This is a genomic window from Bacillus sp. HSf4, assembly GCF_029537375.1.
Lineage (GTDB): Bacteria > Bacillota > Bacilli > Bacillales > Bacillaceae > Bacillus > Bacillus sonorensis_A.
In genome coordinates this window covers 1,166,238-1,189,464 of the sequence record NZ_CP120679.1, presented here as the reverse complement: position 1 = coordinate 1,189,464, position 23,227 = coordinate 1,166,238, and the positions used below count along the sequence as shown (strand labels likewise).

23 protein-coding genes and 1 pseudogene are annotated in these 23,227 nt (G+C 45.4%); 8 read left to right on the top strand and 16 right to left on the bottom strand.

The features are described 5' to 3' along the window. Positions 1-112: 112 nt before the first annotated feature. Together lplA and P3X63_RS06060 are read right to left on the bottom strand one after the other, a co-directional pair. Entirely contained in the window at positions 113-1,102 is a 990-nt protein-coding gene (lplA, locus tag P3X63_RS06065) for a lipoate--protein ligase (RefSeq protein WP_026586285.1), read from the bottom strand. After that, positions 1,086-1,853, bottom strand: a complete 768-nt coding sequence (locus tag P3X63_RS06060; protein WP_026586284.1) for an MBL fold metallo-hydrolase — start codon at positions 1,851-1,853, stop codon at positions 1,086-1,088. Before P3X63_RS06060 ends, lplA begins: the two co-directional genes overlap by 17 nt. Positions 1,854-2,011: 158 nt before the next feature. On the opposite strand from P3X63_RS06060, the gene yhfH reads away from it, so the two are divergent. The 3 genes from yhfH to P3X63_RS06045 all read left to right on the top strand — a co-directional run bounded on the left by yhfH (position 2,012) and on the right by P3X63_RS06045 (position 4,097). After that, positions 2,012-2,146: a protein YhfH gene (gene yhfH, locus P3X63_RS06055; RefSeq protein WP_077737102.1), complete on the top strand. Its 135-nt coding sequence runs from the start codon at positions 2,012-2,014 to the stop codon at positions 2,144-2,146. A gap of 311 nt (positions 2,147-2,457) precedes the next feature. Beyond that, complete coding sequence (locus P3X63_RS06050; RefSeq protein ID WP_077737103.1) at positions 2,458-3,744, top strand: glutamate/proton symporter GltT; 1,287 nt, start codon at positions 2,458-2,460, stop codon at positions 3,742-3,744. Positions 3,745-3,893: 149 nt separating this feature from the next. Next, the gene (locus P3X63_RS06045; RefSeq protein ID WP_035427978.1) at positions 3,894-4,097 is read left to right on the top strand and encodes a hypothetical protein; all 204 of its coding nucleotides are present in this window, start codon (positions 3,894-3,896) and stop codon (positions 4,095-4,097) included. 227 nt (positions 4,098-4,324) lie between these two features. Here the strand turns inward: P3X63_RS06045 and P3X63_RS06040 are convergent, their stop codons facing one another. Beyond that, positions 4,325-5,365 (bottom strand): M42 family metallopeptidase, encoded by a 1,041-nt coding sequence (locus P3X63_RS06040; RefSeq protein WP_026586281.1) that lies wholly within the window; start codon positions 5,363-5,365, stop codon positions 4,325-4,327. A 104-nt stretch (positions 5,366-5,469) separates the two neighbouring features. Between P3X63_RS06040 and P3X63_RS06035 the strand changes: the two genes are divergently transcribed. Then, on the top strand, positions 5,470-6,465 hold the full coding sequence (locus P3X63_RS06035; protein ID WP_077737104.1) for a ketoacyl-ACP synthase III: 996 nt from the start codon (positions 5,470-5,472) through the stop codon (positions 6,463-6,465). Between the two features lie 91 nt (positions 6,466-6,556). On the opposite strand, the gene P3X63_RS06030 is transcribed toward P3X63_RS06035, so the two are convergent. The 6 genes from P3X63_RS06030 to P3X63_RS06005 form a co-directional block, all read right to left on the bottom strand. Continuing rightward, positions 6,557-8,719, bottom strand: coding sequence for a YhgE/Pip domain-containing protein (locus P3X63_RS06030; RefSeq protein ID WP_077737105.1), 2,163 nt, complete (start codon positions 8,717-8,719; stop codon positions 6,557-6,559). Positions 8,720-8,790: 71 nt separating this feature from the next. Beyond that, a complete protein-coding gene (locus P3X63_RS06025) occupies positions 8,791-9,363 on the bottom strand; it encodes a TetR/AcrR family transcriptional regulator (RefSeq protein ID WP_026586278.1) in 573 nt (190 codons plus the stop codon). Positions 9,364-9,546: 183 nt separating this feature from the next. Next, entirely contained in the window at positions 9,547-10,968 is a 1,422-nt protein-coding gene (gene hemY / locus P3X63_RS06020) for a protoporphyrinogen oxidase (protein ID WP_026586277.1), read from the bottom strand. A 15-nt stretch (positions 10,969-10,983) separates the two neighbouring features. Further along, complete coding sequence (gene hemH / locus P3X63_RS06015; protein ID WP_077737244.1) at positions 10,984-11,922, bottom strand: ferrochelatase; 939 nt, start codon at positions 11,920-11,922, stop codon at positions 10,984-10,986. A 73-nt stretch (positions 11,923-11,995) separates the two neighbouring features. Then, on the bottom strand, positions 11,996-13,057 hold the full coding sequence (gene hemE / locus P3X63_RS06010) for a uroporphyrinogen decarboxylase (protein WP_026586275.1): 1,062 nt from the start codon (positions 13,055-13,057) through the stop codon (positions 11,996-11,998). 125 nt (positions 13,058-13,182) lie between these two features. After that, complete coding sequence (locus P3X63_RS06005; RefSeq protein ID WP_277692596.1) at positions 13,183-15,324, bottom strand: transglycosylase domain-containing protein; 2,142 nt, start codon at positions 15,322-15,324, stop codon at positions 13,183-13,185. Positions 15,325-15,455: 131 nt separating this feature from the next. Between P3X63_RS06005 and P3X63_RS06000 the strand changes: the two genes are divergently transcribed. Next, positions 15,456-15,959: an antibiotic biosynthesis monooxygenase family protein gene (locus P3X63_RS06000; protein WP_026586273.1), complete on the top strand. Its 504-nt coding sequence runs from the start codon at positions 15,456-15,458 to the stop codon at positions 15,957-15,959. Between the two features lie 103 nt (positions 15,960-16,062). Then, positions 16,063-17,316, top strand: a pseudogene (locus P3X63_RS05995) (hypothetical protein); the annotation flags it as partial. A 128-nt stretch (positions 17,317-17,444) separates the two neighbouring features. On the opposite strand, the gene P3X63_RS05990 reads toward P3X63_RS05995, so the two are convergent. Both P3X63_RS05990 and P3X63_RS05985 read right to left on the bottom strand, forming a co-directional pair. Further along, positions 17,445-17,579, bottom strand: a complete 135-nt coding sequence (locus P3X63_RS05990) for a hypothetical protein (RefSeq protein ID WP_277692595.1) — start codon at positions 17,577-17,579, stop codon at positions 17,445-17,447. Beyond that, positions 17,576-18,673, bottom strand: coding sequence for a Rap family tetratricopeptide repeat protein (locus P3X63_RS05985; protein ID WP_277692594.1), 1,098 nt, complete (start codon positions 18,671-18,673; stop codon positions 17,576-17,578). Before P3X63_RS05985 ends, P3X63_RS05990 begins: the two co-directional genes overlap by 4 nt. Positions 18,674-18,944: 271 nt before the next feature. Here P3X63_RS05985 and P3X63_RS05980 point away from each other — a divergent pair, with 271 nt between their 5' ends. Next, complete coding sequence (locus P3X63_RS05980) at positions 18,945-20,687, top strand: ribonuclease YeeF family protein (RefSeq protein WP_277692593.1); 1,743 nt, start codon at positions 18,945-18,947, stop codon at positions 20,685-20,687. A 1-nt stretch (position 20,688) separates the two neighbouring features. Beyond that, complete coding sequence (locus tag P3X63_RS05975; protein ID WP_277692592.1) at positions 20,689-21,117, top strand: SMI1/KNR4 family protein; 429 nt, start codon at positions 20,689-20,691, stop codon at positions 21,115-21,117. A 27-nt stretch (positions 21,118-21,144) separates the two neighbouring features. On the opposite strand, the gene P3X63_RS05970 is transcribed toward P3X63_RS05975, so the two are convergent. The 5 genes from P3X63_RS05970 to P3X63_RS05950 all read right to left on the bottom strand — a co-directional run bounded on the left by P3X63_RS05970 (position 21,145) and on the right by P3X63_RS05950 (position 23,225). Then, on the bottom strand, positions 21,145-22,053 hold the full coding sequence (locus P3X63_RS05970; RefSeq protein WP_277692591.1) for a peptidoglycan-binding protein: 909 nt from the start codon (positions 22,051-22,053) through the stop codon (positions 21,145-21,147). A 50-nt stretch (positions 22,054-22,103) separates the two neighbouring features. Further along, positions 22,104-22,367 carry a phage holin gene (locus tag P3X63_RS05965; protein WP_277692590.1) on the bottom strand — a complete coding sequence of 88 codons (264 nt, stop codon included), beginning with the start codon at positions 22,365-22,367 and terminating at the stop codon, positions 22,104-22,106. Positions 22,368-22,381: 14 nt separating this feature from the next. After that, positions 22,382-22,651 carry a hemolysin XhlA family protein gene (locus P3X63_RS05960; protein ID WP_277692589.1) on the bottom strand — a complete coding sequence of 90 codons (270 nt, stop codon included), beginning with the start codon at positions 22,649-22,651 and terminating at the stop codon, positions 22,382-22,384. Between the two features lie 62 nt (positions 22,652-22,713). Beyond that, positions 22,714-22,896 carry an XkdX family protein gene (locus tag P3X63_RS05955; protein WP_277692588.1) on the bottom strand — a complete coding sequence of 61 codons (183 nt, stop codon included), beginning with the start codon at positions 22,894-22,896 and terminating at the stop codon, positions 22,714-22,716. Then, positions 22,893-23,225, bottom strand: a complete 333-nt coding sequence (locus P3X63_RS05950) for a hypothetical protein (RefSeq protein ID WP_223254772.1) — start codon at positions 23,223-23,225, stop codon at positions 22,893-22,895. Before P3X63_RS05950 ends, P3X63_RS05955 begins: the two co-directional genes overlap by 4 nt. Positions 23,226-23,227: the final 2 nt, after the last annotated feature.

Genomic DNA, 23,227 nt, shown 5'->3' with positions numbered 1-23,227 from the left:
ATTCCCATTATAGTAAATGACGAGAAAACACTCAAGAGCCGAAGGGAAATATCTTCCATAACTCCTGTGTTTAAAAGAAGGAAGCATGCCCAAGGGTATGGGCGCGCTCCCTCTAGTATACGAGATCGAAAAATTCTTCTTTTTGAATGTTTCCGAAGTAATGTTGAATATCAACACCCTGCAGGGCTTCTTCAATCGCTTTTCTTTCATATTGAATGCCTGTCAGCTTGTCTTCGATTTCTCCGACATCGCCGACACCGAAAAAGTCGCCGTAAATGTTGCATTCATGGATGACGCCTTTGTGCACTTCAAGGCGGATGTCAATCGATCCGGCTGTAAAACGCTTTGAATGCTGGAGGTTGAACTTCGGCGATTTTCCGTAGTTCCAATCCCAGTTTTGATAGCGTTCTTTTGAGATTTGCTGAATGATTTCCCAATCTTTTTCCGTCAACTTGTACTCCGGAATTTCATCCTCCGTATCGAAAATGTAGCGAAGCAGGAGGCTCCTGAATTCCTCTGTCGTCATCTTCTGCTCGAGAAACTCGCTGATGTTGGCCACGCGGCTTCTAATCGATTTAATGCCCTTTGATTCGATTTTATCTTTCTTTACCTTCAATGCGGAGACAACGTTCTCTATTTCTGAATCAAATAAAAGCGTGCCATGGCTGAACATTCTGCCTTTCGTTGAAAATTGCGCATTGCCGGAAATTTTCCGGCCGTTTGCCATCAGATCGTTCCGCCCGCTCAGCTCAGCGTCGACGCCAAGGCGCTTTAAGGCTGCGACAACGGGCTCGGTGAACTTTTTGAAGTTATGAAAGCTGTTGCCGTCATCCTTCGTAATAAAGCTGAAGTTCAAGTTTCCGAGATCATGGTAGACGGCTCCGCCGCCTGAAAGTCTGCGGACAACGATGATCCCGTTTTCATCGACATACTTCGTATTGATTTCCTCGATTGTATTTTGATTTTTGCCGATGATGATCGACGGCTGATTGATATAAAACAGCAGATAAGTCTCTTCCGGATCAAGATGCTTTAAGCAATATTCCTCAATGGCCAGATTGATCCGCGGATCTGTGATATGTTGATTATCGATAAACAGCATGTTTTCCTTCCTCCTTCTCATCTCCCCACACATAGCCGGTGTGTGCCAGATCAACGCCGCCCTTGTATACGGTTTTGGCCTCTTCCACAAGCATCCGATGCTCACCGAAATGCGGAAGGTGTGTCAACAAAAGATGCCCCGCTCCGGCTTCCGCTGCGATCCGGCCCGCTTCAAGGCTGTTCATATGCCCGGCTGATGCGCCATCCTGTCCGGCATAAAAATTGCACTCGCTGATGACGAGATCCGCCCCTTCGCTAAAAGGAATGAACGCTTCCTGAAAGCTCGAATCCGCGGTATAAACGACCGAGTGGACACCGTCGGTAATCCGCATCGCAAAACAGTCGACAGGATGGACCGTTTTCAAAAATGTGAATGTAAACGGACCGATTGTCAAGGGCTGATCGGGATCATATGACAAGCCCGCAGTATGCGTTTTATATGTAAGCCTTGAAAACTGTTCTTCATCAAAAGGATGTCCGTAAATCGGAAGCGCATTCTCCCCTTTTCCAAGGAATGAACCGACGAGTTTGGCAAATTGCAATGGCCCGATGTCTGCAATATGGTCGTGGTGATAATGGGATAACACAACGGCATCAAGCTTTTCAACAGGCAAAAACTGCTGCAGCTTCGATAACACCGCGCTGCCGCAATCGATTAAGACCGAACGATTCCCTGATTGAAGCAAATAACCTGAAGTCGCTTCATTTGCGGCCGGAAACCCTCCATAGCACCCGATAACAGTGATCTTCATCCTGCTTACACCTCATTGTTTATGAGTTTAGTCCCCCTATTCAATATACCCATTTTTCTTAAAAATTGCATGTTTTATGTTTTGCCATAAAACAGATATTGATTTTTCGCAAACTGTTATAATACAATGTAATCAACAAACGAATTGGAGGAATTGAAATGCTGGGCAAAATCACAGAATTTTTCAGAAATTTACCTTCAAAAAAATGTTCCAAATGCGGCAATGAAATTGATGAGCAGCACGAATGCTACGGAAATACGTGTTCTAAATGTCTCAATTTAAAAGATTTATAAATGCTAAGACATACACTTCGGCGGACAATTGCTCCCCGGGGTGTTTTTTTGTCACAAAGTTAGTCATAAAGTGAGAGATTTTTGTCAAAATTCATTATCTTAATAACATTTTACTATCTGGGTTGGGAAAATAGGCTCCGCTTTCGGAGCCTGTTTGATTTTGAGCTGTGTAAATGATCTCATATCTGAATTTTCGATATATTCAGATGTTATTTTTTTAATGGACGAGCTGCTTTTTCTTTCGCTATACTTAATTTACGATCTCGAATTTAATATTTTAGTATAATTACATACTTGTTGGGAGGGCATCTATGAAAAGAATGAAAATCGGCTTAGCCACGCAAATATTCCTCGGGCTGATTTTAGGTGTGGCAGTGGGAGCTATTTGGTTTGGAAACCCCGCTGTAGCAACATATCTTCAGCCTGTCGGTGACTTATTTTTAAGACTCATCAAGATGATCGTGATTCCAATTGTCGTATCCAGCTTGATCGTTGGGGTTGCGGGAGCCGGAAGCGGCAAAAAAGTCGGCAGACTCGGCTTTCGGACGATTCTTTACTTTGAGATCATTACCACGTTTGCCATTGTTCTCGGACTGCTCTTGGCAAACGTTATTCAGCCAGGACACGGCGTCAATTTTTCGGGTGCCGAAAAGACGGATATCAGCCAATACGTCCAAACGGAAAAAGAAGCGGGCACAAAATCGGTCGCAGACACTTTTTTACATATTGTACCGACAAACTTTTTCCAATCTCTCGCCGAAGGAGACATTCTGGCGATCATTTGCTTCACCGTCCTTTTCGCCCTTGGGGTTGCAGCAATAGGGGAAAAAGGAAAACCTGTGCTGTCTTTTTTTGAAGCAACTTCCCACGCTATGTTTCATGTCGTCAATATTGTCATGAAATTCGCACCGTTCGGCGTTTTTGCCTTAATTGGTGTGACGGTCTCCAAATTCGGTTTTTCGTCACTCATGTCGCTGGGAAAGCTCGTTTTACTGGTCTATTTCGCGCTGGCTTTCTTCCTGATTATCGTCTTCGGCATCGTCGCCAAACTGGCCGGCATCAGCATTTTTAAATTTTTGGCATACTTAAAAGACGAACTTCTCCTTGCCTACAGCACTTCAAGTTCTGAAACCGTCCTGCCCCGCGTGATGGAAAAAATGGAGAAAATCGGCTGTCCGAAAGGCATCGTTTCCTTCGTCATACCGATCGGCTATACATTCAACCTGGATGGTTCTGTCCTGTATCAGGCGATCGCCGCCTTGTTCTTGGCGCAGGCGTATGGGATTGATCTGTCCATTGTCCAGCAGCTCACATTGATTCTCGTATTGATGGTCACATCAAAAGGGATGGCCGCGGTTCCCGGCACATCGTTTGTCGTTCTTCTGGCGACGCTTGGAACCTTCAACATCCCTGTAGAAGGTCTTGCCTTTATCGCCGGCGTCGACCGGATTATGGACATGGCGCGGACGGTTGTCAACCTAACCGGAAACGCCCTTGCGGCGGTTGTCATGTCTAAATGGGAAGGCGAATATGACGCCGTCAAAGGACATGCTGAATTGAATAAAACTGAACCCGCTGACATGAAAATGTCCAGCTGACGGCATGAAAAAACGTATGTATTCCCTTTATCGGAAAACATACGTTTTTTTTAAAAATATACGATTTAATCAAGAAACCTGTCCAATCAGCTTCCTTCTATTGACATACGATGTACTGTACTTCAAATAAGAACAGGAGGGAAGTTATCATGTATTACTATCATGATCACTGCAAGAAGGACTTTGACTACGATTACGACTATCATAAGAAAGACCACGACTGCAAGAAATACTACTACTATTATTATTACTACTACTATCCTTGCTATAAGAAATATTATGACTACGACTATAAGAAATTCGATTATGGCTATGACCACTGCAAAAAGAAAAAGCATTATGACTTCTGGTAAGTCATTCTATTAAGATTGCCGACAACCCTTCACATTCGTGATCGGTTTTTAAATCGGCGCTCACAAATCAGGAAGGCATGCCGGCTACGTGCATGGATCCCCTGTGAAAGTCTGCTCCTCTGGCCGTTCTTCCTGAACTGTAATTGTTTAAAGGTCACGCCTGAAAAAAGATGACTTCCACAACTTTTCTCCCAAGGGATCGATCCTTGGGAGTTTTTTGCGAGAACTCAAACCATTTCCGACTGCACGTAGTGATACAAAAGGTTTGCCGTATGCTCCAGAGATGTCCGGTGCGTCCTTTCAAATGCGTGGGATGCGTCGATTCCCGGGCCGATCAGCCCGTGGACGATGTCATGGCCTGCTTTGATGGCAGCCGAAGCGTCCGATCCGTAGTACGGGTAAATATCAAGCTTATATTTGATCCCATGCTTCTCACAAATTTCGGTCAGGCGTTTTCTGAGACCGAAATGATACGGGCCGCTGGCATCCTTGACACAAATGGATACCGTATATTCATCCGTCGATTGTCCATCACCGATCGCCCCCATATCAACGGCCATGTATTCGACTGTTTCAGGCGGTATGTTCGAATTGCCGCCATAACCGATTTCTTCGTTGTTCGAAATCAAAAAGTGGGTTGTGTAAGGCAATATGATCTTTTTATTATGAATCGTTTTGATCAGCTGCAGCAAAAGAGCGACGCTTGCTTTATCATCCAAATGCCGCGATTTGATAAATCCGCTCCGCGTGATTTCAACCCGCGGATCAAAGGAAATAAAATCCCCTACATTAATGCCGAGCGCCCTGGTGTCTTTTTCATCCCGGACAGGCTCATCAATGCGGACCTCCATGTTTTTCTGGTTCCGTTCGGCTTTCCCGGCGTCTTTATATACATGAACAGATGTTTGATGCATTAAGATCGTGCCCGTGTATGTTTTTCCGGAAGCCGTTTCAATTCTGCAATATTCACCTTCGATCGAATTGTAATGAAAGCCGCCGATTAAGTCTATTTTCAGCCTTCCGTCTGACTTAATCTCTTTCACCATTGCGCCAAGTGTATCAACATGCGCCGTCAGCATCCGGTGGCGTGTCCTGTCGCGCCCGGGAATCGTCGCGATCAGCCCGCCTTTATGATTGAGCCTTGTTTCAATCCCTTCTTTCTTTAGCAGCTGGTCGATATAGTGTATGATCTCATATGTATTTCCGGTCGGGCTCGGAATCGAGACAAGCTCTTTGATAAGCTCCATTGTTTCCTCGACAGATGACATCTTCATTCCCCCTATCTTTGGATGTCTATAGTATACCTCATAATAACAAATTAGTACCAGATACTAATACTTGATGATATAATATAAATAAGGAGAGTGAGTTCATGAAAACTTTATCAAAAGCGCGAATCTCGGCCATTGGGAGCTATGTTCCCAAAAAGCGGCTGACAAACGAGGACTTGGAAAAAATCGTTGACACTTCTGATGAATGGATCACACAGCGGACGGGCATGAAAGAAAGACGGCTGGCTGACGAACAGGAATTCACATCAGACCTTTGCATTCAGGCGATAGAAAATTTACAAAACAGATATCACGGCACACTTGATGATGTCGATATGATCATCGTCTCCACAACAACGGCCGACTACGCGTTTCCGAGCACAGCCTGCCAAATTCAGGAGCATTTCGGATGGTCGGATACCGGTGCGGTCGATGTCAATGCAACATGTGCCGGGTTAACATACGGCCTGCACATGGCCAACGGGCTCATCACTTCGGGATTGCACCGGAAAGTCCTTGTGGTTGCCGGTGAGACATTATCAAAAGTGACCGATTATACAGACCGCTCATCATGCGTATTGTTTGGGGACGGGGCCGGCGCACTGCTTGTCGAGCATGATGAAACAGCTGCAGACTTCATCACATTTGTCCAAGGCACGAAAGGCGACGGCGCCCGGCACTTGTACAGGACCGGCTTGAGAAGTGATCTAAAAGGAGATCCGCTTGCAGGAGAAGGGAAAATGGTTCAAAACGGGCGTGAAGTATACAAATGGGCTGTCCGCACCGTACCAGAGGGCATTCATGCACTGCTCGAACAAGCGGAAATGTCTCTTGAAAACATCGATTGGTTCGTACCGCACAGCGCAAATTTGCGGATGATCGAATCGATCTGCGAAAAATCGGGAATCCCGATTGAAAAAGCGCTGACAAGTGTTGAATGGTTTGGCAATACGTCTTCCGCTTCGATTGTCCTTGCACTTGATGAAGCCGTGAAAAACGGAAAACTCAAAACTGGAGACACACTGCTCCTTTTCGGCTTTGGCGGAGGCTTTACATATACCGGACTGCTTGTGAAATGGGGTGTGCCTGTTTCCTAAAACAGGAGAAAGAGGATTGGCAGCTGAACAGTTTCCGGCATAAAAAAAACACCTTTTTAGACCTATAAAGGGCTAAAAAGGTGTTTTTTCCTTATGCAGGCTGCTCCTCGATTTTTCCTTTGCTGAGCAGCACTTTAAAATAGATGAGCGTTAAAGCCATCATGAGCAGGGCAACACCGCCGAGGACAGCGGCCTGTTCCCACATATAACCGTAATCTCCGCTTGAAATCACCGCTCTGTAGCCTGCAATGCTGTAAGTCATCGGCAGCGCCGCATGAATCACTTGGAAGAATTTTGGAACGAGGGCGATCGGGAATGTTCCGCCGCTTCCGCCAAGCTGCAGGACGAGCAGAATAACGGCGATGAACCGGCCGGGATTTCCCATCGTCGCCGCCAAAAATTGAATGAGCGCAAGACAGGTAATACTCATAATGATGCTGAACAAATAAAATCTCCAGACGCTTTGCACTTCAAGTCCGATTCCCCAAAGAATAATCGTGCAGGCGATGACCGCTTGCAGAATACCAACTGGAAGAAGCACGCTGAATTTGCTGATGAACCAGCCAAACGCCGATTCGGGCTTGCTTGAAGGTTGTTTGACATCAAACACAACGGTGATCATGAGGGCGCCGACAAATAATCCGAGCGATAAAATGTACGGGGTCAATCCTGTGCCGTAATTTGATACCGGATCGATCTTGTCGCCTTTGACATCCACAGGATCAGAAAACATATTATAGTTCTTTTCCCCGGCTTTGATATCACCCGTCTCATCCGCCGCATCAGACAGCTTGTCGGAAAGCTCCCCGCTGCCGTCTTTCAGCTTGCCAAGCCCATCGTCCAAATTCTTCATTGCGTCAGACAGCTTGAAAGAAGCATCCTCCAGCTTCTTGGATGAGCTTTGCAGTTCGCCAAACTTGCCGGTCAATGTCTGGCTGCCTTCGGCAATCTTTGAAGACCCGCTTTTCGCTTCTGCGAACTTTTCGTTATAAGCCCCAAGCCCGTTTGTCAAGGTGTCGAGTCCTTTTTGGATCTTTACCGATCCGGTATAAAGCTGGTTCGCCTGGGAAGGGAACTTTTTAAGCTCCTGAAGCTGCTGTTTCATAACAGAAAGATCAGGAAGCTTGCTCATATCCGGAATCCGCTCTTTCAGCTGTTCCAGTTCAGGGAGTTTCACCTCTCCCATCCGCTGATCGACCTGTTTTGAAAGAGCCGCTTTTTGTTCTTTTGTCAGCATGTTGCTTGATTCAATAATTTGTTTGACTTCAGTTTTTTGGTTTTTCAATGCTTGTTCCAGCTGTGTCAAGTCGTTTGACATTTGGCCGATGTCTTTTTTCGCCTTCTCGGCGTTTGTGAGCGCCTTTTCCAGCTGCGCAATCTTCTCATCTGAAATCGATTGTTCGAATTTGCTGATTTGCTGGGCCTTGTCATTGAGCTGCTCTAAGCCTGCCACCAGCTGCGGCATGCCTTGCTGAAGCTCTTGTGCACCGCTGTACAGCTGACCGCTTTTTTCCTGGAACTGTCCGAGGGCAGAATCAAGGTCATGGATTTTTTCATTGAGCGTATGAAACGCCTTACCGAACTTCTCCATGCCGTCTTTGTTAAACTGCAGCTGGCTTTTCGCCAATTCTTCCAGACCCTTTTTGATCTTTTCGCTGCCGTCTTTTGCATCCTTTAAGCCTTTATCAAGCTTTCCGGCTCCAGCGCTTGCTTCTCCCAGACCTTTTGCAATCTTACCGAAGTTATCAAAGATCACTTTGACGTACTGTTCGCTGATTTCCGAGCCGACTGAATGCTGCAGCTGCTCAATCGCCTTGTCGCTGATCTGAGCGCCGACATAGTTGCGTCCGGCGTTTGTATGATAAATCAGATCAAGCTTTTTCGGCTTTTTGTCCAACACAGTGCTGGCGTTTTTTGAGAAGTTTTCAGGAATTTCCACAACCATATAATATTCTTCATTTTGCAGGCCTTGCAGCGCTTCATCTTTCGTTGTAAAATGCCAGTCAAATTTATCATTTTCTTTCAGTTCTTTAACAAGATCATCGCCGATGTGAAGGTCTTTTCCTTCATATGTTGTTCCCTTATCAGAGTTGATGACCGCTACAGGCAGCTGATCAACGTGTCCGTAAGGGTCCCAGTATGCCGCCAAAAAAACGCTGCTGTAGATCAGCGGAATAAAGAGAACCCCGATGACAGAGATGAGCAGTTTTTTATTTGTGATCAGTTCTCTCCACTGGTTTTTTAAAACATTCATGGTTGATACGCCTCCTAATCAACGGCCGGATCTATCGATTTGGCCGCACACCTAAAAAAAGGAAGGATTATCTAGTTTGACAATCCTTTTAAAATATACATTTTCAGCATTTCTGCAATTTCTTCTTTCTTCAGCGGTTCATGGTGTCTTTCCCAATCAAAGATAAGCGCAATGTAAAGCTTAAAAATGACAAATGCGTTCAGTTCGGGATCACACGGTCTTATATCGTCATTTTTAACCGCTTCTTTTATTTTTTTCTTAATGTAGTTGATCACCATCCGCTCCAGCTTTTCAGTCACTTCCCGGGCGGCGGGGGTGCCCAGCTCCGTTGCCTCCTGAAAGATTTTAATCGTCAGCTGATGTTTCTTTCTGTACTCCAAAATGGCCATCATCGCGCGATGAGCATTTTCATGAAACGGCAGTTCAGGGTCGATCGCTTGATCTGCCGTTTGCTTCATTTCAATCAGCAGCGATGAAAAAATTTCGCCGAACAGTTCCTCCTTATTTTTGAAAAAGGTATAGATGGTGCCCTTCCCGACATTTGCAAGCTTTGCCACTAAATCCATTGTCGTCGCTTTGTATCCAAATTGTGTGAATGATTTTGTCGCCGCTTCAATAATCAGTATTTTCCGGTCTTTGCTCATGCTTTCTCACCCCAAAAATGACTATTTGAACATTTTGGTCAATAAGTACAGAGAGTAATTTACCACATCCGCAAGCGAAATGCAAATGATTTAAATGTTAGTTTTTCCATATCCAGCCTTTGATTATGTGATCATGAAAAGGGCAAAAAAAAAGCCGCCGATTTCGGTCGGTCAGCTTTGCTCTTATTCTGCTTTTTCAAACAGGTGGGAAAGAACATCTTTGACGGCTTGTTTGCCTTGATCGATGCAATCCGGAATTCCGACACCTTCAAAAGAAGCGCCTGTCACAAAAATTCCGGGATACGAGGTTTGAAGCCCTTCCCGTATTTCTTTTATTCTTTTTTGATGGCCGACATGATACTGCGGCATGGCTTCATTCCATCTTGTGATACAGCTCATTTCCGGCTCGCCTTCGATGTTCATGATCCGTTTCAGATCGTCGAGCACGATCTTGACCATTTCTTTGTCCGACTGCTCGACAACCGACTCATCACCGGCTTTGCCGACGTAAGCCCTTAACAGAACTTTGCCTTCCGGCGTGGTGCTCGGCCATTTTTTGTTTGTCCATGTGCAGGCGGTGATAGAGAAGTCACTGTTTCTTGAAATGACGAAGCCTGTGCCTTGATGCTCCATCTGGACAGCTTCCTCTGGAAAGCCCAGCGCCACATTGGCGACAGATGTCGAAACCATTTTCTGCAGACCTTTCAGCCAATCTTCATCTTGAAACATTTGCGAAACGGCTTTATGCGGAGCGGTGACCACGGCTGCATCGGCGTCGAGCACGGTTCCGTTGTCAAGCTTCAAGCTGTATCCGCCTGCGGCGTGCTTGATCTTGACTACTTTTGTGCCTTTGTAAATCTTTGTCCGTTCAAGCTGTTTTTCCAGTTCTTCTACAATGGTCTGCAGTCCGGTTTTCAAGGTTTGAAACTGGCCTTTCTTTTTGCCCGCCGGCTTTTGGCTGCCTTGACGGCCGCGCGACTTTTTCATACCGACGATCAAGCTTCTGTATTTCTGCTCGGTCTGGTAGAACTGCGGGAAGGTTGACATCAGGCTGAGGCGGTCGATATCTCCGGCATAAATGCCTGAGAGCAGCGGCTCAATCAGGTTTTCAACCACTTCCCCGCCGACGCGTCTTCTGAAAAACTCACCGAGCGACTGGTCTTCCTGAGGCTTGCTTGCGGGAAGAAGCAAATCCATCCCCGCCCTCAGCTTTCCCTGAAAAGAAAACAGGCCGGTTGTCAAAAAAGGCCCGATTTTCGTCGGCACACCCATTACAGCCCCCTCCGGGATCGGATAGAGCGTCTCATTGACGAGAACATAAGACTGGCCTGTCGCATTGTTGACAAGCAAATGCTCGAGTCCGAGATCTTTGACAAGCTGCGGAGCGCTCTGTTTTCGTTCCAAAAATGAATCCGGGCCCCTCTCAATTACATATCCGTCTTTGTGGACGGTCTGAATCTTTCCGCCTAATCTCGGACTCGCCTCAACAAGCGTCACTTCAGCCGGAAGGCCGTTCGTTTTGATTTCCTTTTCCAAGTAGAAGGCGGCGGCCAACCCGGTAATACCGCCGCCGATAATGACAATCTTCCTGCGTTCTCCACTCATATAAAATCGCCTTCTTTACTGTTCTTCTTTGTCCAATTCTTTCAGCACAACATCTGCTAATGCGTCGATAAATTGCGGTTTTGCATTAGGCATTTCCGGCCTGTAGTAGCTGGCTCCGACATCATCTGTGACAACTTTGCATTCATAGTCGTTATCGTACAGGACTTCCAAATGGTCGGCCACAAAACCGACAGGCGCGTAGACAAAAGCGCTGTAGCCTTTTTGCTCTGATAAGTCCCGCGTCAAATCCTGCACATCAGGTCCAAGCCAAGGATCAGGAGTGTTGCCTTCGCTTTGCCAGCCGACCGCATAATCCGCCACACCCGCTTGTTCAGCGATAAGGCGGGCTGATTCTTTGAGCTGATCCGGATATGGATCTCCTAAATCAACGATTTTTTCGGGCAGGCTGTGGGCCGATACGATCAGGACAGCGTTATCCCTTTCTAGAGGCGGCATTTGCGCGTACGTTTTTTTGATTTGATCCGCCCAGTAGCTGATAAATTTCGGCTCATCATACCAGCTGTTAATCGATGTGATCTTGATGCCCAGCTTATCCGCTTCCTCCTTTGCCCGCTTGTTGTATGACTGGACGCTGAATGTGGAAAAGTGGGGCGCCAGGACGATGCTGACCGCTTCTGTTATGCCGTCTTTATGCATGTCCTGAACGGCGTCTTCAATAAACGGCTCAATATGCTTAAGACCGATATACGCTTTAAAGGTCACATCATCCTGCATCTCGTTTAAGCGCTTTTCAAGCTGACTTGTCTGCTCGCCGGTAATCTTCGCCAGCGGGGAAATGCCGCCGATCGCCTGATAGCGGTCTTTCAAGTCCTGAAGCATGTCCGGCTCAGGTTTTCTGCCTCTCCTGATATGCGTGTAATAACGTTCAATGTCTTCTTCCTTGTATGGCGTTCCGTATGCCATGACGAGAAGCCCCATTTTCTTTTTACCCAACATGAACACCTCTTTACAGATCTTTATCTATTCGTATTTTGACAGTTCAGGTCGTAAAGACCAACTGAAATGCTCATGAAATCAGGCTCGATTTTTTGGAGGCGGAATACTCATGAACAAATGCCGTTAACTTTTTCAGCGTCTCAGGGCTCACCTCAGGGAAGATACCGTGGCCGAGGTTGAAAATAAACCGATCTGTCAGCAGGCCCTGATCGAGAATTTCCTTTGTTCTCGCCTCGATGACATCCCACGGCGCAAGCAGAATCGACGGATCGAGATTTCCCTGGAGGGTTTTGGTCAGCCCTTTGTCCCTTGCTTCCTGAATGCTCATCCGCCAGTCCAGGCCGACGACGTCGAGGGAAAGGTCATGCCAGTCGCGGGCAAGGTGGCTTGCGCCAACACCGAACATGATCAATGGCACACCTTCTTGTTTAAGCTCTTTAAACAACACATCCATCGTCGGTTTGATGTAGCGGCGGTAGTCAGCCGCATTCAACGCTCCGACCCATGAATCAAACACCTGAATCGCTTTTGCGCCGGCGCGGATTTGCGCCTTCACATAAACGGCCGCCATTTCGCCCAGTTTTTTCATCAATTTAAACCACGCCTCAGGCTGACTGTACATAAACGCTTTTGTTTTATTGTAGTTTTTAGATGGACCGCCTTCGATCATATAGCTTGCCAATGTAAACGGCGCACCTGTAAAACCGATCAGCGGGACGTTCAGCTGCTCCTTAGTCAGCAGTCTGATCGTCTCGAGAATATAGGGAATATGTTCATCCGGCTCAAGCTCGCCGAGTTTTTCAACATCGGCAAGCGAAGTGATCGGCTGATCGATCACAGGGCCGATTCCGTTTTTAATCTCAACGTCTACGCCAATTCCTGGAAGCGGTGTCATGATGTCCTTATAAAGAATCGCCGCATCCACCCCGTACTGTTCGACAGGAAGCCTTGTCACATAAGCGCACAGCTCAGGCTGATGCGTAATGTCAAACAGTCCGTATTTTTCTTTTAACGCCCGGTATTCCGGCTGCGATCTGCCGGCCTGCCTCATGTACCAAACGGGCACATGGGCGGTTTTTTCTCCGCGGCACGCTTTTAAAAACGCGTCATTAAAAGCATTGTCGTTTTTCACACTGATTTCCACCTTTCAAGCTGCAACCATACGTTCGCAAAATTACTCCTTCAAATATACCGTTTTTTTGCTGAACGGTATACTCATGAGACTTATTGTTCAAAAAATTGATGAATTTCGTGTTCCTAATGACCCGAAGGAAATATATTCGGTTCGATAAAATCGGTCCCTTCCCCCTCTGTTTTCGTTTGCGGATTGTATGGAACAATTTTGTATGAAGCACCGGAAAAAACATTGGCATACGGGATGTCATAGCTTCCCGTTCCTTTTACGGTATCGATCAATGTTTCTTTTCCGTTTTTCTTTTCATATATTCGGTATTCGGCTCTTTTATCCTCTTGTTCATGCCATTTTAGTGACACCGTAATCAGTCCCATAGGTGAAAAGGTGTAGTCTGCTGTCGCGATTTCCAGGTCTTCAAGATGAATCGGACGGTCCAGATCCTTGATCCCTTCCGGTTTTTGAAATGCGGACGGCTGCTGGCCGGAGCGTTTTAATATGTCTTTAAACAGCCTTGTCGGATAAGAGCTTCCGCCTTTTAAATAATGGGTTTTATCCGTCCTGTCATAGCCCATCCAGACAGCCCCTGTCACTTCGGGGGTATAGCCGGCAAACCAGGCGTCTTTTGTACCGCCTTCTTTACCGGTAAACGTAGTGGAACCCGTTTTCCCGGCCACCTCTCCAGAAAATTCGCCGGCTTTCCCGGTTCCGCTTTTGACAACCTCTTGAAGCATGCGCGTCATGTTCCAGGCCGTCTGTTTGCTAAAAACCTTTTCCGGTTTTTCTTGATGGCGGTACAGCACATTCCCGGTCTCATCCGTAATTTTTTTAATAAAGAACGGCTCATCATATTTTCCTGAATTGGCAAATGTCCTGTATGCGCCGGCGAGTTCAAGCGGCGATACGCCTGTTTCAAGCCCGCCCAGCCCCAGCGCGAGGCCGTCATCAGGAAGGTTCATCCCCAAACGGCTGAGATAAGGCTTGACGGTTTCAACACCGATCTCATTCAGCGTCCAAACAGCGGGAGCGTTTTTACTGTATGTCAAAGCATCCACCATCGAGACTTTTCCTTCATACTTTCCGTCATAATTTTTCGGGGAGTAGCCGCCTTCATATGAAAGCTGTTTATCTTCAAGCAGAGAATACGGTTTATAGAGCTTTTCTTCAAGAGCCGGCCCGTAGACGGCAAGAGGCTTGAACGTCGAGCCGGGCTGCCGCGGAGCGGTCGCTCTGTTATAGCCCTTCGGAAGATAATCCCTCCCTCCGAGAGCTGCAACAACACCGCCTGTCTTATTGTCGATAAAAACGGCGCTGCCTTCGGCTTTATTGTCTGTACCCGGAAAATAGCCGTCCTCTTTCATCAGCGTATAGGCTGCTTTTTGGATTGAGGTGTCAAGCGGTACAGTGATCGTGTATCCGCCTTGAAGGAGCTGCTCGCTTGAAATGGAATATTTGTCTTCCGCCTCTTTCATGACAAGGTCAATATAGCTGTCGAGCCAAGGCGTTTTTGATTTTTCTTTTACGTGAAGGCCCAGCGTGCTTCCCTGCGCCCTGACCGTTTCTTTTGAGCTGAGATACCCCTGCTCATTCATCATGCTGAGGACGACATTGCGCCTCTCTCTGCTTTTATCCGGGTGGAGAATGGGTGAATATGTGCTCGGCGCCTTGGGAATCGAGGCGAGAACCGCTCCTTCGGCCGCTGTTAAATCTTTTACATCTTTATCGAAAAAATAGTTTGCGGCCGCCTGAATCCCGTAAACACCGTGTCCGAAATAAAGCTGGTTCAAGTACATTTCAAGGAGCTTGTCCTTGCTGTAATCCCGTTCTAAATTAATCGCGATGATGACTTCTTTTGTTTTTCTTAAAAACGTTTTGTCATTTGTTAAAAAAATATTTTTAGCCAGCTGCTGTGTGATCGTGCTTCCACCTTCTACTTTGCCGCCGGCTAATATATCTTTGTAGACGGCCCTCGTCACCGATTTAAAGTCGATGCCATGGTGCTCATAAAAGCGTTGATCTTCAACAGCGATGAACGCATGTTGAACGTTATCCGGCACTTCATCGATGGAAACCGGTCTTCTGTTTTCGGTATAAAGGCTTGCGACCTCTTCACCATTTTGGTCGACGATTTTAGAAGAAGCATGGAAAATCAGCTTCTTTTCATCAATGACGTAATCCCCCAGAAAAATGATCGTAATATAGCCGATTAATGATAATAGGATAATGGCAGCAGTTATGATAATTGGAATGAAAAATCTTTTTTTCATCTGTTCACCTCATTCCTTTCTATAGCTAGTATGGGAATTTTTTCTTCAGATTATGTTTTCGCATTTATTCATTTCCTTGATAGAATTTTAAAACGGCCTTTTGTTATACTATCAGAAAAGGGGTGGGTAAAATGAATTTTTACATGACATACGGAACCGTTGATTTTTTAAAAAAGATCGCTGAAAAACACGGTCTTGAAAACATGCTGTTTATGAAAAGCTACGATTCTGCGCTTCTTTTTCACGAAACGGAAGGAGAGAGCGTTTTCCAGGCTCCTCACCGCTACGAAATCATCGACCGGTCCGGGGAATTGGGAGAGTCCGGTTTTGTCGTCCTCAACAACATCCCTGTGACACCTGAAGGCAGACCTTTGTTTGAAACCCGTTTTAAAAACAGGGCGGGAAAAATCGAAAATCAGCCGGGGTTTAAAGCGCTTCGCGTGCTCAGGCCGCAAGAAAGCGACACCTATATCGTGTTATCGCTCTGGGAATCAGAACAGGCCTTTCAGGATTGGAAAAATTCAAACTCATTCAAAGAAGCACACAAAAAAGAACAATCTTCAGCAGGAATCAACAAAGGCGGAACGATCTTTTCCAGGCCGTCCTATATTTCTTCCTATCATTCCGTCCAATAACTGCCTTTTCGGCAGTTTTTTTATTTCCGGGGAAATGGCCCTCCTTCACACTCTTGCAGCCCAGGAATAAGCTGTATGAGGTCATGATACAGGGGGATTGGAAATGGATCTTGAACTGACGTCCGTTCATTTTTTGTATTTGGCGTTCATTGCCGCCATTCTTGTGTTTATGCTTCTCCGCCTTGACACGACATGCATCTCGCTTGCCGGAGTGTTTTTCATTTCCCTAATGGCGACCCATTCCTTCAGCGCTTCTGTCATCGGCGTATTTAACAGCTTAATCTATGCAGCCCGCGAACTTCTCCCGACCATTTTTATCATTTGCTTCGTTGTTTCCATGAGTGAGCTCCTGACCAAATCGGGGATTCATGAAACGATGATCACCCCCATCGCCAAGTGGATAAAAGGGCCTGCTCTGGCCTACTGGATTACCGGAGCTCTGATGTTTATCATTTCATCCTTTTTCTGGCCTTCCCCTGCCGTTGCTCTCGTCGGAGCCGTGCTTTTGCCCGCTGCGCTTAAAGCCGGCCTTTCACCGATAGCCACGGCGGCAGCGATGAATTTGTTCGGCCACGGCTTCGCCCTGTCAGGAGATTTCATTATTCAAGCAGCGCCAAAACTGACGAGTGATGCGGCTGGTGTCCCGGTTGCAGAAGTGATGGCCGCAAGTGTTCCGCTCGTCCTCGTCATGGGTTTGACAACGACGGTTACAGCCTTTTTCATGCTGAAAAAGGAGCGCACAGTTTCAGGGATTGATCCGGCCGGCGTGCAGCAAGACGCTCCCGAACCGCTGCTTGGTCCGGCTGCGAGAAAATGGCTCGCATTCGTCGTGCCGATGATATTCATCGGCGATATTGCCCTTATGTTGATCCTAGACCTCCAAGGAGAAGAAGCGACAGCGCTAATCGGCGGAACAGCCGTTTTCGTCCTCATTCTTATCCATTTTATCGTCTACAAGCACCGCTGCCTTGAGAAAATCACCGCTTATTTCATTCACGGGTTTCAATTCGGTTTTAAAGTGTTTGCCCCCGTCATTCCGATTGCCGCTTTTTTCTACCTGGGCGATACAGGTTTTAAGGAAGTTTTGACGGCCGACATTCCGGGATTCTCGAACAGAATTGTAAACGACCTCGGATTGGCTGTTGCCCATTCCGTTCCCCTGTCTCCCGCCATTGCCGCGATTGTCCTGACATTCGCCGGGGCTATTACAGGTCTTGACGGCTCAGGATTTTCCGGAATTTCTCTAGCCGGTTCTGCCGCCAGCATGTTCGCTGCCGCTACAAGCGCCGATCCAGCTGTTCTGACAGCCCTCGGCCAAATTTCCGCAATTTGGGTAGGCGGCGGAACGTTGGTTCCGATAATAGACATATAGTTTAAGCGCTAAATTAAATAAGAGAAGGGATTCGACCCCCTTCTCTAATATTAATCTAATTAAGGAAAAAGAAAAAACCCTTCCCATTTTGAGAAGGGCAATAAATCTCAATATCACCCAAAAATTGCACTCTCAGCAACCTTTATTGGCGATTGCTGATCTGCATTAGATGAAACGTGCGATAACCCAAATGCCACGACACTTCCAAGTACAGCAATAGTAATAATCGCTTTTACTTTTTTCATCATAATTCCCCCGTTAGTTTAAGAATTTGATCTTTAGCGCGACATGCTTCCTCGAAATATTTCGCCGCAATGTCACTATCTCCCTGCTTTTTATAAAATATTGCGATATTAAAAGTGAGATCTGCTACGTCTGCCCACAACTTTTTATTTTTCAAATACTCTAACGCGTTTTCAATGGTGAGCAAATCACGCTGATCATATAAAGAGTATATGAGTTTAAGCTTGGCCTTATATACTCTGTCGTCTTCTTCTATAGCACGTTCAAGGCTTTTACTGTACCACTTGCGGGCTTCCTTAGATAAATTCAACTTGTAATTAACCCGGCTCAACATGTACATGCTTCGTATGCCGAACACTGAATTTTCGCTTTCATGGATACTTGCAGCCTGTTCAAAATATCTTTTAGCCTCAGATAACAAATCTCTTCGCTCATAACATACACCCAAATTAAAGCATGCAAAGCTTTCTGTTAATCGGTCTCCCTTTGATGAAGCCGTATTTAAAACAAGCTTGTAGATCTTTTCAGCATCTTCATAACGTTCCAGTTCAACTTGATTGGCTGCAATGATCATTTTACATTTAAGTACCCTATTTGTGTAGGATTCATGAGCTTTGTACGAATCTAACGCCTTTTCTGCATGATTTAATGAAAAGAAATGCTGTCTTATTTCATAATATGCAATTGCCATTTGATAGTGAAACTCCGCTTTTTCAATCTCATCATCAATTTTGATCAGTCGGTTTTCAGCGATTCTGTAAAAATTGATTGCCTTGGTGAAGTTCTTTTTATAATACTCGTACATGCCTGAAAAGAAATAAAAATAATATTGAATCATGTGGTCGGTCTGAGCTTCCACGGATTCCGGACTAATTTCTGCTAACAAGTCGCCAGACTCATTATATTTTTCTATTAAAAGCTTATAGCGAGAATCAATCAAATTAAAATAGATTAAAACCTCCTGGTTTTCTTCCATGTGCGGCAGCTTATCTTGAATTTCCTCCCGCATTTCAGTCGCTTTAGGAATATCGTTTTGTTTGATCACCTTATACCAATCATTAATCCTCTGCCCTATTTTTTCATACGCTATCTTTTCCACATTTGCCCCTTCCTTTCTCTCAAGATTAAAATTCTTCAGACAAATTAAAATATTTTACTTTCTCTTAATTTCATGGTAATTATTTTACAGAAAAGATCATTTTTTGACAACCATATTTTGCTAACCTCATAGAGCAGACTACCCGTTCATTCGGGTTGTTTGACCTAATCATTATGATTCATTTTCAGTAATCGGCAGGATTTATTCACCAATTCTTTTCTATAAAGTGGTAAACTCGTTTTTGAATAAGTCTTTTGAAAGGGTTTGATGAATGAAAATCTTTGAATCTAAAACTTTATTAGCTGCAATGGAGGCACGATCCAAAGAGTACAAAAGCACAAGGGAGCAGTTTGTCAATCTGAAAAAAGCCTTTCAAGGCATGGCCGACTTAGGGGATGACTTTCAGGGTGAGGGAGCTGACAAGATCAAAGCATTTTATAGAGATCAGGCCGGGATAGTTAATGACTGGATCGACCTAATTGATATGCAAACTAAGTTCCTGGACAGCATTTCCGATGCTGTAGCCGATGCCAAACTGGCCGGAGACACATTTGTCGATATGGAGTTCTTAGAGAATCAGCTTAACAATGCCCTTAAAAATGCTAAGGCAATGGTGTCCCACCAGAAAAAAGACCTGAAAAGGATCTTGCAAGACATCCATGATATACTGCCTTTAGAAGTCTTTTCTTCTGAAAAATTTAAGCAGCATATTAATGATGCAAACGATGAACGCAAAGAAACAATCAAAGCTGTTGATGATCTTGACGCAGCTCTCAAAGAAGAGTACTCAGCATCTGAAATCAATCAACAAATGGTCGTCGCCGACTATACCGCACTCATTGATGCGACCGGCAAGGGAAAAGACGCTTCGCCAATTCATTATGATGCCAAAGCTTACCGAAGTAGCGAAGCCTACCAACTAAAAGATGACGTACATAAGAATGCAACAAACTATATCCAGTTCAAAAAAGATCAGGCCGAAGGCCGCCGGATCGCAAAGGAACAGGAAGAACTAGCGAAAAAGCAGCAAGAGCTTGCAAACCGTCCTTGGTATGAAAAAGCGTTGGATGCCGGCGGAACATTTCTAGGAGAAATCAGTGGGTACTATGATTATAAAAGGGCTGCTGAAGGCGTTGACCCGGTGACAGGTGAAAAACTGACGGATGGTGAGCGTGTCGCAGCAGGAGCGATGGGCGCGGCTGGGTACATTCCTGTTGTCGGCTGGTTCGGTAAAGGAGCCAAAGGAATTAAAGGCGCCTACAGCATGTACAAAGCAGAAAAAGCAATATCGACAGCTGACAAAGCGCTTGCGGCCTACAAAACGCCGAAGACGTTCCAGGCTTTGAAAAACTCTGAGAAAGGTTTATACGGCCTCGCCGCCGCAAACGGTTTCAGCGAAACGATTACCGGCCGGGATATGTTCGGGAATCAGATATCTGAGGAAAGGCGCGAACAAAACCTTAACAATGCTTTATCTATGCTTGGGGCTTTTGGTTTACGTGGTGTTAGCGGTAGGTTGAATGCAAGAGCACCAGGCAACGTTACTAAAAAGACAGATGCAAGTTCTTACAGGCATTTAAAAGTCTACGAGAAAAACAAATATTTTAAACGAAGTGTGGAATATAATGCGGGTAAAGACGGAACGGGATATACTTATAAAGTCTATCAAAGAAGCGATGTAGACTGGAATATGGTACGAACCAAAGGCGCGAAAAAAGGCCGTGGGTTGACAAATGCAGAGGCTTCAGCAAAATACGGTCTAGCCCCTATCCTTGATGAAAAGGGTAGCGTTGCGACGTTACACCACTCACAACAAAAAGGTGTTGGGCCATTGTTTGAAGCCTCAACCAGATACCATAACATCAGTAACGCCAAAAAGGCTCCTCTGCATCCATACAAAGGTAAGTTAAACCCCTATCACCCGATGGATGAAGGAACCAGGGCAGCTTTTCAAAAAGTCGATTCTATAAACTATTGGAAAGTAAGAGGAAATGAAGCTTTAGGAGGGAAATAAAATGAGCATTTTACCTGAAAAATTAGATCAAGTTCTCGGAGAAGATATTTATAAACGGGAAGATAAAGATGAAGTAAAAGAGGTTTTAAAAAGGTTAGACGTAAAGGTATCAGATACTTTCCTTGAATTTTATAGCCAGTATGCCGGCCCATTTTGGGAAGAAAACATTCCTTTTGAATTGTTAGATATTATAGATGAAGAGAATAATATTGAATCCTATACAAAGACCACGCGTTTTGAGCACGGCTTTCCTGATAACTTCCTTGTACTAAGTGAAATGTCTGCAAATGCTATTTTAGTGCTTGATACAGTAACGGACAAAGTTTATAACGTGAATTTTGAAGGCGGAGATGAACTGCTTTTAAAAGGAGAGCTACAGGAAACTTGGCCAACTTTTTATGATTTTCTAAAAGAATACTTCAACTGCTGAAATAAAGCCCCCAAGCGGGGGCCTTTTTTATGAAAACAATTTTGTCCAGGTAGCTTTTCCGGCAATGCCATCCACAGAAAGACCCTTCGCTTTTTGGAAGGCTTTAACGGCTTTCTCAAGACCATTACCAAAGATTGAATCAAGGCCGTTCACATCATAACCTTGACAGATCAGCAAAGCTTGCAGAATCCAGGTCAGGTTCCCTCTTGCACCTTTACGGACGTTCACGGCAGCCGCGCGAGTTTTCGGCCCCCACAGCCCATCCACGACAAGACAGGCATTAAATTGTTTGTTTAATTCAGTTTGGAACCCCTTCAGCAAGGCTTTTCGCGTTTCCGGCCCTGGGTAGCCGTCCACCTTAATTTTTAAGCCGTACCGCTTATTTAAAGTGGACTGGATGGTTTTGACGATTGCCCGGCCACCGCTGGAAGATGATTTCTTTTCCGGCTTCTTTGCTGGTGTCGGATTGCTTACCTTTGATTTTAATTTCGGACGCTTCCCAGCTTGCAATTGTGCTAAAGTCAAACCGCCCATCATTTCTAAATGCGGGTAGTCTTTAAAGCTTTTCCAATCTCCGCCCCATGCAAAGCCCAGGGCTTTTGCAATCTGAGCGACTCTGCGCCATTTGCTATTTACAGTCCAGAGCGCTTTTTTTCCATCAGAAGAAAGCAGAACATAGTCAACCGCTAAACCATAATTATGGTTTGACTGACCCGCTTTAGCATTCGTAACAATATTCCCAGGAGCTGTCCTTCCCTGCGCGTACAATCTATTTTGTTCTTCAAAAGAACGGTAACCCGATGTAATTTGAACGTAGATTTTTTCTTTATAGGCACGCTTGATCACTTCGATTGCGGTCTCTTTCACAACAGGGTGTATTCCTGACCCCATGTTACGGACAGAACGATCAATCAATTTTTGTAAAGAAACTGCCATTTGAAATCACTCCTAATCTTTTAAATAAAAAAGGCTGCCAGCCGGCAACCTTATTTCGTCAATCCTTTTTCTTTCAATGCCTCTTTTTGCAGTTTTCCTTTCTCGGTAACATAGTTGTTTTTATACCAGGCGGCAATAGACGTAACGATGGTGAATGCCGCAGAGCCGGCCAAATACAAAGCATCTGCCAGCGTGTTGACCTGGTCCTCGCTGATCGGCAAAGCTGCCTTTCCAAACATGATCAATGTCTGGTTTACCAATGCAATAAAAAGAAGCACCGTCCGGACGACCGTGCCTTTGTCTAAGTTTTTCATATTGTTTTTCCTCCTTATTTCTGCAGTAGATTATAAAAAACAGCGATTGCGCCGCCGATGATTCCGGTGCTGACCGCTGTAATGATCGCGCCAGTGATGCTGCGCTTGATCCAAGTTGTGTTTTCCTCGATCTTGTTCAGCTTTTCATTGATTGAAATGATCTGCTGATCATGTCGGTCAGACGTCCTTTCGAGAGTAGTAATCCGCTGATCTTGTGTTTTTTGATCTGCTTTAATTTCTGCGATTTCTTTTTGTAAAACATCATAATCATTCGCTTGCGTCATGTCCCCTAATCCTCCTGTTCTCACATCGTATTCACCTCCCCTGAGGCAAAATAAAAACACCCTTATTGGGCGCTTGTCATTCCTAAATCCACACTGAGAGATGGCTTATCGTAGCTTCGGCCTGTTATTTCTTCATATTCTGCCGGGGTGATCCAGTCGATCCTTACATACTCTCGCATCTCATCATCCGTGTAACACCCCCAATCATAGAATTGTTTTATATCCGCAAGCGTGGGATACTTCATGATGCTCCGCCCCCTTTTAACGCTTCAACATCGGCCTGAAGGCGTGCAATTTGCAGTGAGAGCAAGGCATTTTGTTTTTTCAATAGATCAGTTATGTCTGGCTCAGGCTCCGGAGGCTGCAAGCTTTCAATGTACTCTTTTGTAGCCGTCTCCTTCCACACCTTTTCGTCCGGATAAAATTTCGGTTTATACAAACCTTCCGGTGGCGCAATTGTAGTCGTGTTTTCTGGTAAAACGTAGTTACCTTCTTTGTCGATTTCCTCTACTATGAGAATATCTGTGAGGAGAAAATTAACGTCGTACTGAAAAACTTGGATCAATAAAAACACCT

Excerpts from the sequence above, each read along its gene's own strand:
- lplA (WP_026586285.1), bottom strand. The coding sequence starts at position 1,102 with ATGCTGTTTATCGATAATCAACATATCACAGATCCGCGGATCAATCTG.
- P3X63_RS06060 (WP_026586284.1), bottom strand. The coding sequence starts at position 1,853 with ATGAAGATCACTGTTATCGGGTGCTATGGAGGGTTTCCGGCCGCAAAT.
- yhfH (WP_077737102.1), top strand. The coding sequence starts at position 2,012 with ATGCTGGGCAAAATCACAGAATTTTTCAGAAATTTACCTTCAAAAAAA.
- P3X63_RS06050 (WP_077737103.1), top strand. The coding sequence starts at position 2,458 with ATGAAAAGAATGAAAATCGGCTTAGCCACGCAAATATTCCTCGGGCTG.
- P3X63_RS06045 (WP_035427978.1), top strand. The coding sequence starts at position 3,894 with ATGTATTACTATCATGATCACTGCAAGAAGGACTTTGACTACGATTAC.
- P3X63_RS06040 (WP_026586281.1), bottom strand. The coding sequence starts at position 5,365 with ATGTCATCTGTCGAGGAAACAATGGAGCTTATCAAAGAGCTTGTCTCG.
- P3X63_RS06035 (WP_077737104.1), top strand. The coding sequence starts at position 5,470 with ATGAAAACTTTATCAAAAGCGCGAATCTCGGCCATTGGGAGCTATGTT.
- P3X63_RS06030 (WP_077737105.1), bottom strand. The coding sequence starts at position 8,719 with ATGAATGTTTTAAAAAACCAGTGGAGAGAACTGATCACAAATAAAAAA.
- P3X63_RS06025 (WP_026586278.1), bottom strand. The coding sequence starts at position 9,363 with ATGAGCAAAGACCGGAAAATACTGATTATTGAAGCGGCGACAAAATCA.
- hemY (WP_026586277.1), bottom strand. The coding sequence starts at position 10,968 with ATGAGTGGAGAACGCAGGAAGATTGTCATTATCGGCGGCGGTATTACC.
- P3X63_RS06005 (WP_277692596.1), bottom strand. The coding sequence starts at position 15,324 with ATGAAAAAAAGATTTTTCATTCCAATTATCATAACTGCTGCCATTATC.
- P3X63_RS06000 (WP_026586273.1), top strand. The coding sequence starts at position 15,456 with ATGAATTTTTACATGACATACGGAACCGTTGATTTTTTAAAAAAGATC.
- P3X63_RS05990 (WP_277692595.1), bottom strand. The coding sequence starts at position 17,579 with ATGATGAAAAAAGTAAAAGCGATTATTACTATTGCTGTACTTGGAAGT.
- P3X63_RS05980 (WP_277692593.1), top strand. The coding sequence starts at position 18,945 with ATGAAAATCTTTGAATCTAAAACTTTATTAGCTGCAATGGAGGCACGA.
- P3X63_RS05975 (WP_277692592.1), top strand. The coding sequence starts at position 20,689 with ATGAGCATTTTACCTGAAAAATTAGATCAAGTTCTCGGAGAAGATATT.
- P3X63_RS05970 (WP_277692591.1), bottom strand. The coding sequence starts at position 22,053 with ATGGCAGTTTCTTTACAAAAATTGATTGATCGTTCTGTCCGTAACATG.
- P3X63_RS05965 (WP_277692590.1), bottom strand. The coding sequence starts at position 22,367 with ATGAAAAACTTAGACAAAGGCACGGTCGTCCGGACGGTGCTTCTTTTT.
- P3X63_RS05960 (WP_277692589.1), bottom strand. The coding sequence starts at position 22,651 with ATGACGCAAGCGAATGATTATGATGTTTTACAAAAAGAAATCGCAGAA.
- P3X63_RS05955 (WP_277692588.1), bottom strand. The coding sequence starts at position 22,896 with ATGAAGTATCCCACGCTTGCGGATATAAAACAATTCTATGATTGGGGG.